Here is a 15,175-nt window from a genome sequence, read left to right on the forward strand (position 1 = left end):
GAGGCGCTCGATTAATATACCAAACCTTTCGCCCTTTGTCAACACCTTTTTTCATTTCTCTGCAATTTCTTTTTCTCGCCCCGCTTCGTGCTTTACTTCCCCGCTGAAAGTTGATATGATAACTTATACTTTATAATATATAATAGTATCAAATCAGAGAGGGATGGTCCTATGAAGCGGAGCAGCCGGGTTCTTTCCGCCCTATTATGCGCAGTCTTTTTGTGTTCCATGCTCTGCGGGGCCCAGGCACAGGAAGCCCCGCGTTTTGAGCACTGGCCCGAAGAAGTGGAATTCCGGGACCTCACCTACGACCTGTCGGCCGCCGACGAGCTGCTTGACCAGTGTATCCAGGCTGAGCAGCTCGCCGCGTCGCCGGAGAGCGCTCAGGCCGTGGTGGACTGCTGGCTGGCCCTGGAAGCTGCCTATGACGACTGGGATACCCAGTGCGCCATCTGCGGCGTTCGCTACTATCAGGATTTCAAAGCCTACGAGGCGGACTATCTGGCCTCCCGCTCCCTCTCTCTACAGGTCTACCGCGCCTGTCTCATGGCCGTTCAGGCCTTGCTGGCCTCCGACTACGGTACTGAGCTGGCCCAGGCCATGGGCCAGGAACTGGCCGACTCCTATCGCAGCGCGGCGGTCCCCACCGACCGTCAGATCGCCCTCAGCGAGGAGGACAACGAGCAGGTCGCCGATTACTGGGCGGCCCTGTACGGCGACTACACCTATTTCTATCAGGGGGAGTCGTGGACCCTCGCCCGCCTGGAGGATGAGGCCGACGGGCTGGACGCCGCCGCCTACCTGGCCATCTACAGCGGGCTGGCTCAGGCCAAGAATCAGGCCGCAGGGGCCACCCTGCTGGAGATGATCCCCCTGCGCAATCAGATGGCCGCCGCCTGCGGCTACGACACCTTCCCCGAATACGCATATGCCGAGACCTACGGCCGGGACTACACCGTGGCGGACGCTCAGGCCCTGCACCGGCTGGTGAAGGACTATATCGTCCCGGTGGAGACCGCCTACCTCTCCTACCGTTACTATGATCTGGACCAGACCGGCCTGGACCGGTATGCCCACGCGGACCAGGAGGCCAAGCTGGACGCGGTGGAGCCCTGTATGGACCAGGTGTCCGGCGAACTGGGCGAACTGTTCCGCTACATGCGGAAGAGCCACCTGTGCGACATCGAGGCCAGCGACACCAAGCTGGACGTGGGCTTCACCGTAAATTTGCCCTCTTACCACTCGGCTTTCCTGTTCGACCAGCCTCAGGGCACCTATTATGATCTGAAAACCGTCATCCACGAGTTTGGCCACTTTTCCGCCTTCTGTCTGGCCCCCTCCGACGATTTCCCGGTGGATGTGGCCGAGATCCACTCCCAGGGGCTGGAGATGCTCTTCCTGCCCTACGCAGGGGAGCTATTCGGCGCGGACGGCGGGACCTTTGCCTGCGCCCAGCTCTCCGACCTCATCAGCGCCGTGGTGGAGGGCTGTCTCTACGACGAGTTCCAGATCTATCTCTACAGCCACCCGAGTCTGACGCTGAGCGAGATCAACCAGGCCTTCCTGGAACTGGCCCAGGAATACGGCTACTCCCCCTATCCCGGGTTGGAGTATCAGTGGGTCGATGTGAGCCACACCTTTGAATCCCCCCTGTACTACCTGAGCTACGCCACCTCCGCCCTGTCGGCGCTGGACCTCTTTCTCCGCTCCCAAGAGGACTATGACGCCGCTGTGGATACCTATCTGGACCTAATTGCCGGCTCCGACGGCAGCGGCTACCGCGCCACCGTCCAGGCCGCCGGGCTGTCCGATGTGTTCCAGGAGGAGAGCGTCGCGGCCCTGGCCGGCGCGCTGAACGAGTACCTCTACACCGCGCTCTACGGTCTCCAGGATCTGGCGGGCCACTGGGCCCTGCCTGAGATCGGTCCGCTGGTCAGCGCCGGTATCATGGAGGGCAGCGGCGGGGCCTTCCAGCCGGATGCTCCCATGAGCCGCGCCATGCTGGTGACCACCCTCTACCGCCTGGCGGGCGAGCCCAAGCCCACGGTGAAGCAGCCGGTCTTTCCCGACGTGCCCGTCTGGACCTGGTACTCCGACGCCGCAGCCTGGGCCTATGAATCCGGTCTGGCCGAGGGGACCGGCCGCGGCTTTGACCCCAACGGCCCCCTCACCCGGGAAAGCATGGCCGTGCTGCTCTGCCGCTTCTCCGCCCTGTTGGAGCTGGACGCCTCCGGCGGGAGTCTGTCCGGCTTTCCGGACGCCGATTCAGTCTCGCCCTGGGCCGCCAACGCAGTGGGCTGGGCGGTAAAGGCCGGGGTCATCCGGGGCGCGGATGGCCGTCTGAACCCCTCCGGCGGAGCCAGCCGGGCCGAAGCAGCCGCCATGCTCTACCGCTTCCTTACGCTGGAAGGGTAGGCGGCCGCGCCCTTGCGCCCGAAGCCGAAATGTGATACGCTATGGGAAAAGATCCACACCCGGAGGTAATCGTCCCATGCCCATCAAGATTCCCGATTCCCTGCCGGCCCGTTCGGTGCTGGAGGGAGAAAACATCTTCGTCATGACCGAGCACCGGGCCCTGCACCAGGACATCCGTCCTCTGAACGTTCTGATCCTCAACCTGATGCCCACCAAGATTGTCACCGAGACCCAGATCCTGCGCAAGCTGTCCAACACCCCCCTCCAGATCCAGGTGGAGCTGCTCCAGACCTCCAGCTACCGCTCCCGAAACACCGACAGCGAGCATCTGGCCTCCTTTTATACCACCTTCGATCAGGTAAAGGACCGCAAATTTGACGGCATGATCATCACCGGTGCGCCGGTGGAAAATCTGGACTTCGATCAGGTGGAATACTGGGAGGAGCTGTGCCAGATCATGGCCTGGACCCCCACCCACGTCCACTCCACGCTGCACATCTGCTGGGGCGCTCAGGCCGGACTCTACTTCCACTACGGCGTGGAGAAGCGCTCCCTGCCGGAAAAGCTCTTCGGCGTCTTTGACCACCGTGTCCTCAAGCCCAGCTCCCCTCTGTTCCGGGGCTTTGACGACGTATTCCAGGCCCCCCACTCCCGGTACACCGAGGTGTGGGAGAGCGACATCCGCCGCACGCCGGGGCTGGAGCTGCTGTCGGTGTCGGGAGACGCCGGCGTGTTCGCCGTCAAGAGCCTGGACTCCCGCCAGTTCTTCATCACCGGGCACCCGGAGTACGACCCGGACACCCTGGCCCGGGAGTATTTCCGGGACCGGGATCAGGGCATCCCCATCCGCGTGCCCCAGAACTATTTCCCCGGCGACGACCCCAGCCGCCCGCCCATCGTCCGCTGGCGCAGCGCCGGGCAGCTTCTGTATACCAATTGGCTGAATTACTACGTGTATCAGACCACACCCTATGACATCAAGGAGATTTGAGCCATGCGCGTGACCTATGAGGACGTAAAGCGCTCAGAGGAGATCCGGACCTATATCACCCAGGCGGACGCCTCTCTCATCGCCCTGGGCTACACCGAGCACAGTTTCGCCCATGTGACCCGCTGTGCCGAGGTGGCGGGGGACCTGCTGGCGGAGCTGGGCTACGACGAGCACCAGATCGAGCTGTGCAAGATCGCCGCCTATATGCACGACATCGGCAACGTGGTCAACCGGCACGACCACAACGTCAGCGGAGCCACCATGGCCTTCCGCATCCTGGACAACATGGGCATGGAGCCGGAGGATGTGGCGGCGGTCATCACCGCCATCGGCCATCACGACGACGCCACCGCCTTCCCGGTCAACGCCATCGCCGCCGCCCTCATCCTGGCAGACAAGACCGACGTGCGCCGCAGCCGGGTCCGCAACCGGGAGACCATCAATTTCGACATCCACGACCGGGTGAACTACGCCGTGGAGCGCTCCGAGGTCTCGCTGGACCGGGACTCCAAGACCTTTACCCTCTCCCTGTCCATCAACACGGAGGTCTGCGCCGTGATGGATTATTTTGAGATCTTCCTCCAGCGCATGCTCCTATGCCGCAAGGCCGCCGGTTTTTTCGGCCTGACCTTCAAGCTCGATATCAATGGCTTGACTTTGCTGTGACGCAGTGATATGATTTCTTGCCCGCTCCGGTACGGTCCCGGGCGGGCTTTTTTCTTCCATTTGTCGCTATCAAGGGAGATGTGACACGTCATGCAGAATTCCATCACGGAGGGTCCCATCGCAAAGCCCCTCCTGTCCTTTTTCTTCCCCATCCTGCTGGGCACCTTCTTCCAGCAGCTCTACAACACGGTGGACGCCATCATCGTGGGCAACTTCGTGGGCAAGGAGGCTCTGGCCGCCGTGGGTGGCGCCACGGCGGTGCTCATCAACTTTCTGGTGAACCTCTTCGTGGGGCTCTCCTCGGGGGCCACGGTGGTCATCGCCCAGCGGTACGGCGCCCGGGACCCGGAGGGCCTCAGCCGCACCGTCCACACGGCCATCGCCCTGGCCCTGGCCGCCGGCGTGGGCATCACCGTGCTGGGGGTCTCCGCCTCCGGGCCCGCCCTGCGGCTGATGGGCACGCCGGCCGATGTGCTGCCCCACGCCACCGTCTACCTGCGGGTCTACTTCGCCGGAAGCATCGCCTCCTTCCTCTACAACATGGGCTCCAGCATCCTGCGGGCCGTGGGCGACACCAAGCGCCCCCTCTATTTTCTGATCGCCGCCTGTCTGACCAACATCGTGCTGGACCTGCTCTTCGTGGTGGTGCTGGACCTGGGGGTGCTGGGCGTGGGACTGGCCACGGTGCTGTCCCAGGTGGTCAGCGCGGCGCTGGTGCTTTTCGTGCTGCTCCAGCCCGCCTGTGTCTATACCCTGGTCCCCAAAGAGGTCCGCTTCTATCCCGGCACCCTGAAAAACATCCTGCGCATCGGCGTCCCTGCGGGCATCCAGTCGGATATGTACGCCGTGTCCAACATCCTGCTTCAGTCCTGCATCAACGCCTTCGGCACCGATACCGTGGCCGCCTACACCGCCTTCGGCAAGGTGGACGGCTTTTACTGGATGATCAGCGGCGCCTTCGGCGTGGCCATCACCACCTTCGTCAGTCAGAATTTCGGAGCCCAGAAGTACGACCGGCTGCGCAGGAGCGTCCGGGTCTGCCTGGGGCTCACCTTCGGCGTCACCGCCTTCGTCAGTTTGGTGTTTTTTGCCGCAGCCCCCTGGCTGCTGCGCATGTTCTCCGGCGACACCACCGTTATCTCCCTGGGCGTGGGGATGCTCCGCTTCATCTGCCCCTTCTACTGTACCTTCGTCTGTATCGAGATCTTTTCCGGCACCGTCCGGGGCACCGGCGACTCCCTGCCCCCCATGCTGCTCACCTGCGGCGGAGTCTGCGTGCTGCGGGTGCTGTGGGTCTTCCTGATCCTGCCCCACTACCCCTCCATGGATACCGTGCTGGTGAGCTATCCCGTCAGTTGGGTGGTCACCTCCCTGCTCTACATCCTCTACTACCTCCAGGGCGGCTGGCTGCGCCGCCGCATCCGGGTCTACGGCTATGTCCCCGAGGAATGCGGGCGCAAACCGGCAAAGGTCTGAACCGCAAAAGGAGTCCCCTGGCTTCCGCCAGGGGACTCCTTTTATGGCTCATCCGGCCATTCGATGCTGGGCCGGTCCAGGCCGCTGGCCATCAGCTTTCCGCCCTGGACGTCGCTGGGCACCCCCTGCCGGATGCCGCCGTCCTCCGTCATGTACCAGACCTCGATGGGAAATTTATAGCCGACCCCGGTGGGCCGGTCCACCCCCCGGAAGGTAAGCAGGAAGGTGTCCCCATCCTGCGCCGGATAGCTCTCCTGCCAGTCCCGGCAGGTCCACATAGCCTCGCCGCCGCTGCCGGCCGTCTCGGACAGCACGCCCGCCGCAGAAAAGGCCAGCGCTCCATTGCAGTACATGCGGAACTCCGTGTCGGTCCAATCGGCCCTTGTACCGTCCGGGTCCTCGATCCACACGTCGTAGTCCAGCGGCGGCACGAAGGCACCCCCAGTCCGCTCGGGCTTCCCGCTCCAGCTCCCGCCGCCGTAGTGGGGCAGCACCGACCAGGCGTCCAGGCTGTACTCCATCTTCTCCCGGGCCACGGTGCCGTCGTCGGACAGCTCGGCATTCAGGGTCCACCAGCCCTCCCCTTCCAGAGACAGGGGCAGGGTACAGGCAAAGCCGTGCGCCCCGTTGTCCGCCATGGGTTCTCTCCGGGTATCTCCTGTCTGGCCGTCGCTCACCAGCAGCACAGCGGTCATACCCTTCCGGTACTCCTTGGGCCACAGAGTCACCTCCGCCAGGGCGCTGCGGGTCTGTGCATCCAAGCCGGCCATCTTCACCTCATAGGAGGACAGCAGACTGTCGGCCTCCTCCAACGCGTCCCGGACCGTCCGCTGGACCGTTCCGCTCAGGCTCTGGACCTCACGGCCCAGATCCTGCACCGAGCGCCGCAGGCCCGCGATCTGTTCCCCCTGTTCCCGCAGCGTCCATCCCTGCCAGATCGTCAGCGCCAGCAAAACCGCCGCTCCCGCCAGAAGGATAGTTCCCTTCTTGCCGTCCACAGGCATCCCCCCTTTTTCCATAGGATAACATCTCCCTCCCGCGGTGCGCAAGCCCCAGGCCGCTTTGTCTCCATTCTGTAACTTGACTTTCACTTACTTCAACTGTAGTATTATAATAACTACATTTGAAATAGATGGGAGCAATGCACATGAAACGGCTGCCCGACACCGAGCTGGAGGTCATGAAGGCCCTGTGGGCCTCGGAGCGCGCCCCGGTCCCCCGCTCGTCGCTGGAGGAAGCTCTGCGGGACCGGGGCTGGGCCACCAATACCTTCAACACCTATCTGTCCCGTCTAGCGGAGAAGGGCTTTGTCTCCTGCGAGAAGCGGGGCAAGACCAACTACTACACCCCCCAGGTCCGTCAGGCGGACTATCTGGCCTTTGAGAGCGGCACGGTGCTCAACAAGGTCTTTGGCAGCTCCCTAAAGAGCTTCGTGGCCTCGCTGGCCCGGGGCGGCGCGCTGCGCGATGGGGAGCTGGATGAGCTTCAGCAGTACCTGGAGGAGCTGAAGCGAGGGGACCGGCCTTGAGGGCCCCCCGTACGCCGCTGACCACCGAGTTTCGGGGCGGATACCGCGCGGTCCGCGGCCGGCTGGAGAATCTCTTCTGCCCCAACGCCCGCCGCCGGGGCGGCCGCCTGATCGCGGTGGTGGCGCTGCTGGCGGGTCTGGCGGGGTCCCTGGTGGCCTGCCAGACGGATGCCGAAGTCCCATACGGGGTCTACGCCGGGGATGGGCTGGTCTGCCAGTTCCCCTTCCTCTCCTATCGGCCCAGCCAGGCGTCCACCGAGCAGTGGCGCGTCACCCTCACCCAGGAGGTCCTGTTCAGCACCTTCCCTGAGGCGGTTGTCGAACAGGCGTTTCCCACCTGCACGGAGCTGGATTTTGAGGAGGCGACAGCCGCCGGCTTTGCCGAATATGGGGCCTTCGCTCCGGACCTCTCCAGCTTCACCGACCGCCGCGCCTGGTCGGTGGAGGGCCTGGGGGTCCTCCTGCGGCTGGATGACCAGCTCTGGCTGGCCCTTCCCTTCCCGGACGGGATCTTTCTCCGGGTCTACCGCCTCACGCCAGCCACAGACAGCCCCATGCGGCAATCGACGCTGGCCGGGCTGCTGGCCGCCGCCTTCTCCGAGCCGGACCCGGAGGGCAGGGACACCTGGGAGCTCCTCTGTGACCTGCCCGGCGACGGCTGTACCCTGGGAGTCCTGCGCTATGCCGCCGGCAGCCACGCCGGGGGCTTCGGCAGCCTGCTGCTGGGGGTGGTGGACAACCGGAGCCACCAACCGCTCTCCCCTGCGGTGGAGCTGCGGGGAGACGACAATCGGCTCGCGGTCTGGACCTCGGAGGGCCTGACCTGGCTGCTGTGCACCGGTTCCACCACCTACCAGGGAGTCGAGAGCGGTTCTGCCCGCCTGTTCACCTTTGACGGCCGGACCCTGACCTCGGTGACCGAGCTACCGGAATCCGCCCGGGTCAAATCCATTGCGGCGGACCAGTCCCTGGACCTTCCCACCGGAGCCGAGACCATGTTCGACCCCGACCAGAGCGCCGGCTTCTGGGCCGCCCATAAGGCCGTCCCCATCCACGGCGGGCTGGACCTCTATGCCCAAAACCCGGACTGGCGTCCCGACCGGCAGGCCGACGGGGCGCAGTGGGAATTCTTCTGCACCATTCTTCTCGCACCCGACCCAATTCCAGACGAAGGGGTGGTAACACCATGAAACGACTGCTGATCATCGGGGCCGTCATGGCCCTGCTTCTGGCTGCCTGCGCCCCTGCCGGCGAGGCGCCGTCCCCCTCCCGCTCCGCCCCGCCGGAGGCTTCCCCCACACAGGCCCAGCCGGTGGAGCAGCCCCCCGTGATGGCCGCCGCCCAGGTCTTTGTGGACCAGGACGCCGCCGTCTTTGAAGCCCAGCCCGGGGTGGTCATCGCCTCCAACGAAATCACCCGCCTGGAGCTGGAGGCCCGGTATCCCGGCATGCTGCCCGGCGCGGACATGGAGATCTGGCGGCTGGAATACCGCCTTCTCCCCGCCGACATGGCCCAGGTGGCCATCACCGGCGGGCGGGAGACCGACGGGCAGGGCGGCATCACCGAATACACCGCCCAAGGCCGGCCCTATCTGGTGCTCTCCACCGCCCCCGACGGGAGCTATACCTATCTGGACGTGCTGTGGAGCACCGCGTTTACCGGCGACGCGGCCGACCTGCAAAGGCGGGTCACCGAGCTGGCCTACGGCGTCCCGGACCTGGAGTACGCCCTGACCCGGGAGGGCTACAACGGCTGGTACGGCCTGGGCAGCCCGGACGTGAGCTTCCTGGAGGGAGAGCCCGCTGTGGAGCCACTGGACTACGACGTGACCTACGGCGAGGGAGACCGCTGGGAAAAGCGGACCTGGGAGGGTCTGACCGCCGAGTTCTACGTCAGTGCGGAATACGGCCCCCGTCTTCACGCCCTATCCACCACCCTGCCGGACCTGTCCACCTACCGCGGCGTCTCGGTGGGCGACACCCACGCCCAGGTGCGGGAGGCCTACCCCGAGATTCACAGCGAGCCCATCTGGGACTATACCGGCGACTACCTGTGGTACGGCGGCGATATGGCCTTCGGCCCCCTGCTGTTTTTCTATTTCGACGGTGACGCCGTGTCCCACTTCGACCTGGTCACCATTCTGGACTGACCGACTCCATCCATCGACGGAGGTCCTTCTATGACGGACTTGCTCATGACCCTGGCCGAGATCTCTCTCACCATGTCGGCGGTCATCCTTCTGCTGCTGGCCCTTGGCCCGCTGCTGGCCAGGCGCTACGCCGCCCGGTGGCGGTACTGGGCCTGGCTGGTGGTGGCGGTGCGGCTGCTGGTCCCGGTCAACCTCTCCCTGCCCCGGGCCCCCGTGCAGTTGGAGGCCCCGGCGGACCGGATAGTCTATACCTACCCCCCGCCGGCAGCGCCCTCCGCCGCCCCGGTCGGGCCGGAGTTTTCCGCCGAATCGCCCTCCCCGCTCCCCTCCGTCCCGCCGGAGACCTCCGCCGGCGCGGTGCGCAGCCTCACTCTGGGCAGCGTCGCCGCCTGGGTCTGGCTGGCGGGCGCCGCGGCGCTGACCGTCTGGTACGGGGCGGGCTATCTCCGCTTCCTCCGCTACGTCCGCCGCTGGTCCTCGCCCGCCGTCCGACCCGCCGCGCGGGAGACGCTCTCCGCCCTGCAAACGGAGCTGGACGTCCGGCGGCCGGTCCGTCTGCTGGTCTGTCCCGGCCTCTCCGGCCCCATGATGGCCGGCCTCCTCCGGCCGGTGATCCTGCTGCCCCATGAGGAGGAGGACAGCGAGGCCCTCTGGTTCATTCTTCGGCATGAGCTCACCCACTGCCGCCGCCGGGACATCGCCTACAAGACCCTGCTGCTGTGCGCCAAGGTGGTCCACTGGTGCAATCCGCTGGTGTGGCTCATGGTCCGCGCCGCGGAGGGGGATCTGGAGCGCGCCTGCGACGACCGCGTGGTGGCCGGGCTAGGCCCGGAGGCCCGGGCCCGGTACGGACAGATCATCCTGGCGGCGCTGGGCTCCGGCCGGGCGTCCCGCCCATAAAAGGAGGTCTTTTCATGTGTTCCCATCCCCGCCCTGGCCGGGCGCCCCACACCCCCTTTTCCACCGAGTTTAAGGGCGGCGCCCGCGCCGTCCGGGAGCGGCTGCGCAATCTCTTTCTGGGGCCCCGCCGGCAGGGCCGCGCCCTGGTGCTGTGCGTGGCCGTTCTGGCCCTCTTCACCGGAGGGATGGTGGCCTGCCGCACCGCCGTCCGGGAGACGCCCCCAGCTTCCGACACCGCCGTCCCTCCCCTGATGATGCTCCCTCCCACCGCCGAGCTCTTCGGTATCACCGGGGTGGAGGCGGCCCTCTACGAGGCCGCCCGCTGGGCTCATAACCCCTACGGCTGGCAGAACGGCACGCTGGCGCTCCCCTTCGTGGGGGTGTACGCCAGCTATGAGGACGGCAACGGGGATACCGTCTATCTCTGCAACCTGTGGACCCGTTATTACTACGACTTTCTGGCCACCCGGGGGGCCAACAGCGGCGGAGGCGGGGGCCCCGCCGCCATCACGGTGGCGGGGGACGGCTCCTCCGGCCGCTTCCGCTCTGTGATAAGCGCTGCCGACGGCGAGGGCTGGGCCCAGTCCATCCGGGACCTGTGCGCGCCGGTCCCTGGTCTGGCCGACCAGATTCTGGGGGCGCGATCGCCTATACTCTCACCACCCCCCACACCGACACCCTGCTGGCCCAATACGTCCAGGCGGTCATCGGAGCGGTGGACGAAACCAACGTCAACAAGGAGGCCGCGGCGGACGCCTACCTGGCCGGGCTCATCGCGGCCGGACCGGGGGACCGGCTTTACGACGCGGCGGTCTCCGCCTTCGGCTCCGGCGCCTGGGACCACGTGACCTACGCCATGGAGCAGACCGAGAGCGTGGAGACCCGCCCGGCCTATGTCCTGCGCGCCACCGGAGAGGAGATCACCGAGGCGGAGTACACCGCCCTCAATCTGGACGTCTGGACCGGGCTGGCGGAGGAAAACGGCTTTACCGTGGGGGAGCTGCTGGACGCCGCCGCCTTCGATGCCCCCGGCCAGGTGTCTGCCCCAGAGGGGGAGCGGGCCGCCCGGGCGCGGGAGCTCTTTCTGGCCCACATCGACCAGCTTCCTGCCTGCTACACCTCGGTGTCCACCTGTGACGCCTGGGAGGTGGAGCTGGCCTTTCACGGTCAGACCGTCGGGAGCGACGGGTCCGATCACTATCACTTTGTGGTATCCAACCGCCGCGGAGTCTGGGGGGTGGAAGTTCCCCTGACCTGGGATGGGCACAACCCGGACTCTCCCACCGGCGATTGAAAGGAGCAGACTCTATGAAGGAAAGACGTATCGCCCCCCGCACTCCCTTCACCACCGAGTTCCGGGGCGGGACCCGGGCTGTCCAGGAGCGGCTGTGCAACCTCTTCACCGGGGTCAAACGCCGGGGGACCCCGCTGGTGGCCCTGACCCTGGCCCTCGCGCTGCTGGCCGGAGGGCTGGTAGCCTGCACCTCTTCCGTCCAGGCCGCAAACACCTTCGACGTGCCCGATCCGGTCTTTGAACTGGCCCGGGATCTGGTACCCGACATCAGCGGGGCCAAGCTCACCCATCTGGCCTGGGCCGGCAGCTACAGCGGCCTGTTTGAGAACGCCACCGTGGATGCCTTCTCCTATGACGTGGGCGTGCCGGTGGAGGACCCGGACGGCGTTCCTCTGGTGGGCGGCCAGTATGTGGATGAGGATGGGCTCTTCCACGAGGGCCCGTACTCCCTGCTGGCGGTGCTGAACCGGGAGGGCAATTTCACCTTTTTGGCCGACGCCGGGCCTTGGATCGACGGCCCCGCGCCCCTGCTGCTTTCTGACGCCCTCCGTACCATCGGAGAGTCCAGGGGGGACGAGGCCCTCACGGCCGCCGGGGAAATGCTCTTTGCCCAGTACCACCTGGATCTGGCCGACGAGGCTCTGGGCTGGCTCACCGGCGCCGCCCCATGCACCGGGGATACCTACACCGACGGAGCGGGCGTGGTGTGGCTCCAGTTGGCGGGCTACGAGAAGTGGCACCCCGATCTGCGGGTGGATGATCAGGTGCTGTCCCAGCTCTATTTCATCTTTCCCCGGGAGCTGGCCGTCCGGATCATGCAGCAGTATGTCTATATCCCCGACGGCCTCCTGCTGGAGCGGGACGGCAGGCTGTGGATGCGGCAGGACGCCATCCAGCGCTCGTACTGGCCCTACACCGCCGACCGGGATACCCTGGCGGTGGTGGAGTTTACCAGTGCCCGCTGTGTATTCACCATGGAGGGCACCGACCATGATGAACCCGCTACCTGGGTCTTTACCCTGGATGGTAAGGAGAGCAACATCGTCTGGTTGTTTACACAATACTACACCCTCTCTTCCTGAAAAACCAGAAAGGCCGGAGGCAATGCCTCCGGCCTTTCTGGTTTTCATCGTTCCGTTATTCCTCCGGGGCCAACACTGCGACATAGCCCTCGTGGTCCACCAGCTTCTGGCCCTCCGGGCTCAGAAGCCACCGATAGAGGATGGCGGTGGGGCCGTCCTCCGGCTCGCCGGCGTTCATCACGGCGTAGTAAAAGGTGCGGAAGGGATAAGCCCCGGACCGGATGGTATCGTCGTTGGGCTCCACCCCGTCCACCTTCAGCAGCTTCAGTCCGTCGGCCATGTTCATGTCCTCGGCGTAGTAGTAGACGGTATAGCCGATGGCGGCGGGAGAGCCGTCAAAGGAGCGGACCGCCTCGATGAGTCCCTCCATGGTGCCGATGAAATACTCGGTATTGGCGGGCTGCATCATCTCCAGATCCCCCATGACCTCTTTTTCCATGATGGCCTGGCTGCCGCCGCCCTTATTGCGCTGGAAGGGGACGATCTCCCGGTCCTCCCCACCCACTTGACTCCAGTTGGTGATCTCTCCGGTGTAGATCTTCTGGATCTCCTCCACGGTGAGGCTGTCCACCGGATTGTCGGCGTTGACCATAAAGACCAGCGCCTCGGTGGCGATGGGCTCCTGGGACCACTCCAGTCCCTGCTCGTCCCGCTGGGCATAGGTGGCCTCGCCGGCCTCGGCCACCACCAGAAGGTCGGCCTCCCCCGCCATCAGGGCATTATAGGCCCCCGTCGTTTTGGAGAAATGGATGAGGTCAGCCACGTTCTCCCGGCTCTCCCCCAGCAGCACCGAGGCGATGGCCTCGCCTAAGGGCACCGTGGCGGTGGAGCCGTCCAGCCGCGGAAAATTCTCCCGGGTAAACACAAAGGTCTTGCCCGGCGTGGGGGTGGGCGTCGCGGCAGGGCCGGACGAGCTCCGGCCGCCCTGGGGCGCGCAGGCGCACAGCAGCGCCAGCGCGAGCAAAACAGGTGTCAGTTTCTTCATGCAAGTACCTCCTTACTGGCCCCATTCTACCACAGCCCGTCCGGGAAAGCGCGTATATCCGGCTACATTCCGTTACAAATCATGACAACGCAGGCCCGGCCCGCAATCCGCTTTTCGATGCTTCCGTATCAAAAAGAGCGCGTTTCCGCGCCCAAACAAAACCCAGCCCCTCGGCCATCCAGCGTGACCGAGGGGCTATCCGTGGTTCTGAATTTCTACCAAATTGTCTACCTCGTACTTTCTGCAGAATGGTGCGTCCGGAATCCGGTGCCAGGGGAGTGATCCTTCTTTTGCAAGTTACCAGGTCAACAACACATGCACATGCGGTTTCCGTCGACTGCGATATTTCGCGAGAGGTTTGCCGTGTGCTTCTCACTCGAGTGAGCCTTGTTCCGGAATTTGCCGATGGAATGGATCGTTTTCTGGACCTTAGGACTCGTTTCGCGGCAGACGCCTGATTGGATTTGCGTCCGTCAAAAGGTTTTTTGAGGTCTAGTACATGGGACTCACCTCTTCCTTTCTGGCTATATTGTACGACTTCATTTTGTATTTGTCAATAGTTTTTGTACGATCGACCCAAAAATCTTTTGAGGGGCGCCGCCCCTTCTATGTACCGGCGGACCGTGCCGCCGGACCCGTCAGCCCCGGAAAAACAGCAGCAGGATCAGCCCGTAGAGGATAGAGGCGCTGATGCCAAAGACCAGCACCGGCCCTGCCACCGTGAACAGCTTGGCTCCGGTGCCAGTGACCATACCCTCGCTTTTGAACTCCAGGGCGGGCGAGACCATGGCGTTGGCAAAGCCGGTGATGGGCACCAGCGTGCCGGCGCCTGCCCGCTTGGCCAGCTTGTCGAACAGCCCCAGCCCGGTGAGCAGGGCGGCGGCGAAGATCAGGGTCATGGATACGGCGCTTCCCGCGTCGTCCCGGCCCATGCCGGCGTTCTGATAGAGGTTGAGCAGCGCCTGTCCGACGGTGCAGATCAAGCCGCCCACCACAAAGGCCCACAGCATATCCCGGCCCAGCGGCGAGGGCTTGGATTTTGCATTGACATACTGGCCGTATTCCTTGTTGGTCATATCCATGGAATCTTCCTCCTTTTGCTCGGCGCTAGTTTGCCCCTTGACAGCGAAAAACATGCGTGGTATTCTTATTTTACTAAATTACTTATTTACTATATTAGTAAATTACTGATTGGAGCGATAGACATGCACATCCCAACCACGCTCAAGCACAAGCCGGTCATCACCGTCGAGGACTATGAGCACATTGACGGCCGAACCGCCTATCAAAGCGACGCGAAGGGCCTCTCCCTCGGTTTGGCCCAGTGGAACGATCGGGGCAAGGTGGACATCTCCGCCAAGGTCTGGCGCTACACCGGGGAAAAATGGTCCCGCCAGTCGGAGGAGCTGCCCCTCCACCGGGTGCTGGACCTGGCCATCCTCACCTGCCGGGCCCAGCTCTACTTGCGGGAGGACGCCTATAAACACCCCAAGGGCTACGACCCGGAGCAACCCCTCATCGACCGGGTGGGGCTTCAGGGCGACGCGATGTCGGTGACGGTCTGTACCGAGAACGACCACATCGACGAGGATCTGGCCCTCTTCCGGGACGCGCTGGCCCGGGATGGAGAGCTGGTGGGGGAGCGCCTGGCGGTGCTGGGCCGGCTGGTGAAGGAGCTGGGGTACTGAC

The 15,175-nt window shown here is 64.7% G+C and carries 14 protein-coding genes; 11 read left to right on the top strand and 3 right to left on the bottom strand.

The genetic code is table 11. The features are described 5' to 3' along the window. The first annotated feature begins 171 nt into the window (after positions 1-171). The 4 genes from B3H64_RS04720 to B3H64_RS04735 all read left to right on the top strand — a co-directional run bounded on the left by B3H64_RS04720 (position 172) and on the right by B3H64_RS04735 (position 5,548). Complete coding sequence (locus B3H64_RS04720; protein WP_094762276.1) at positions 172-2,415, top strand: S-layer homology domain-containing protein; 2,244 nt, start codon at positions 172-174, stop codon at positions 2,413-2,415. Positions 2,416-2,491: 76 nt separating this feature from the next. Beyond that, entirely contained in the window at positions 2,492-3,406 is a 915-nt protein-coding gene (metA, locus tag B3H64_RS04725) for a homoserine O-acetyltransferase MetA (protein ID WP_050616867.1), read from the top strand. A gap of 3 nt (positions 3,407-3,409) precedes the next feature. Continuing rightward, complete coding sequence (locus tag B3H64_RS04730) at positions 3,410-4,072, top strand: HD domain-containing protein (RefSeq protein ID WP_050616868.1); 663 nt, start codon at positions 3,410-3,412, stop codon at positions 4,070-4,072. A gap of 90 nt (positions 4,073-4,162) precedes the next feature. Beyond that, complete coding sequence (locus tag B3H64_RS04735) at positions 4,163-5,548, top strand: MATE family efflux transporter (protein WP_050616869.1); 1,386 nt, start codon at positions 4,163-4,165, stop codon at positions 5,546-5,548. A 41-nt stretch (positions 5,549-5,589) separates the two neighbouring features. On the opposite strand, the gene B3H64_RS04740 is transcribed toward B3H64_RS04735, so the two are convergent. After that, entirely contained in the window at positions 5,590-6,546 is a 957-nt protein-coding gene (locus B3H64_RS04740) for a hypothetical protein (protein ID WP_286733392.1), read from the bottom strand. 149 nt (positions 6,547-6,695) lie between these two features. Here B3H64_RS04740 and B3H64_RS04745 point away from each other — a divergent pair, with 149 nt between their 5' ends. The 6 genes from B3H64_RS04745 to B3H64_RS04770 all read left to right on the top strand — a co-directional run bounded on the left by B3H64_RS04745 (position 6,696) and on the right by B3H64_RS04770 (position 12,501). After that, the gene (locus tag B3H64_RS04745) at positions 6,696-7,076 is read left to right on the top strand and encodes a BlaI/MecI/CopY family transcriptional regulator (protein ID WP_238074592.1); all 381 of its coding nucleotides are present in this window, start codon (positions 6,696-6,698) and stop codon (positions 7,074-7,076) included. Beyond that, the gene (locus tag B3H64_RS04750) at positions 7,073-8,266 is read left to right on the top strand and encodes a hypothetical protein (protein ID WP_050616872.1); all 1,194 of its coding nucleotides are present in this window, start codon (positions 7,073-7,075) and stop codon (positions 8,264-8,266) included. The genes B3H64_RS04745 and B3H64_RS04750 overlap by 4 nt, the downstream gene beginning before the upstream one ends. Beyond that, complete coding sequence (locus B3H64_RS04755; RefSeq protein ID WP_050616873.1) at positions 8,263-9,225, top strand: hypothetical protein; 963 nt, start codon at positions 8,263-8,265, stop codon at positions 9,223-9,225. Before B3H64_RS04750 ends, B3H64_RS04755 begins: the two co-directional genes overlap by 4 nt. Positions 9,226-9,255: 30 nt before the next feature. Beyond that, positions 9,256-10,125 carry a M56 family metallopeptidase gene (locus tag B3H64_RS04760; protein WP_050616874.1) on the top strand — a complete coding sequence of 290 codons (870 nt, stop codon included), beginning with the start codon at positions 9,256-9,258 and terminating at the stop codon, positions 10,123-10,125. A 14-nt stretch (positions 10,126-10,139) separates the two neighbouring features. Beyond that, positions 10,140-10,973, top strand: a complete 834-nt coding sequence (locus tag B3H64_RS04765; RefSeq protein ID WP_286733397.1) for a hypothetical protein — start codon at positions 10,140-10,142, stop codon at positions 10,971-10,973. A 460-nt stretch (positions 10,974-11,433) separates the two neighbouring features. Continuing rightward, positions 11,434-12,501, top strand: a complete 1,068-nt coding sequence (locus tag B3H64_RS04770; RefSeq protein ID WP_286733398.1) for a hypothetical protein — start codon at positions 11,434-11,436, stop codon at positions 12,499-12,501. A 55-nt stretch (positions 12,502-12,556) separates the two neighbouring features. Here B3H64_RS04770 and B3H64_RS04775 read toward each other — a convergent pair whose 3' ends face one another. After that, the gene (locus B3H64_RS04775) at positions 12,557-13,486 is read right to left on the bottom strand and encodes a PstS family phosphate ABC transporter substrate-binding protein (RefSeq protein ID WP_238074586.1); all 930 of its coding nucleotides are present in this window, start codon (positions 13,484-13,486) and stop codon (positions 12,557-12,559) included. A gap of 638 nt (positions 13,487-14,124) precedes the next feature. Continuing rightward, positions 14,125-14,568, bottom strand: a complete 444-nt coding sequence (gene spoVAC, locus B3H64_RS04780) for a stage V sporulation protein AC (RefSeq protein ID WP_050616878.1) — start codon at positions 14,566-14,568, stop codon at positions 14,125-14,127. Between the two features lie 123 nt (positions 14,569-14,691). Between spoVAC and B3H64_RS04785 the strand changes: the two genes are divergently transcribed. Next, entirely contained in the window at positions 14,692-15,174 is a 483-nt protein-coding gene (locus tag B3H64_RS04785) for a DUF6530 family protein (RefSeq protein WP_238074585.1), read from the top strand. Position 15,175: the final 1 nt, after the last annotated feature.

Origin of the sequence: Intestinimonas sp. UBA1698 (assembly GCF_002320075.1) — a bacterium.
GTDB lineage: Bacteria > Bacillota > Clostridia > Oscillospirales > Oscillospiraceae > Intestinimonas > Intestinimonas massiliensis.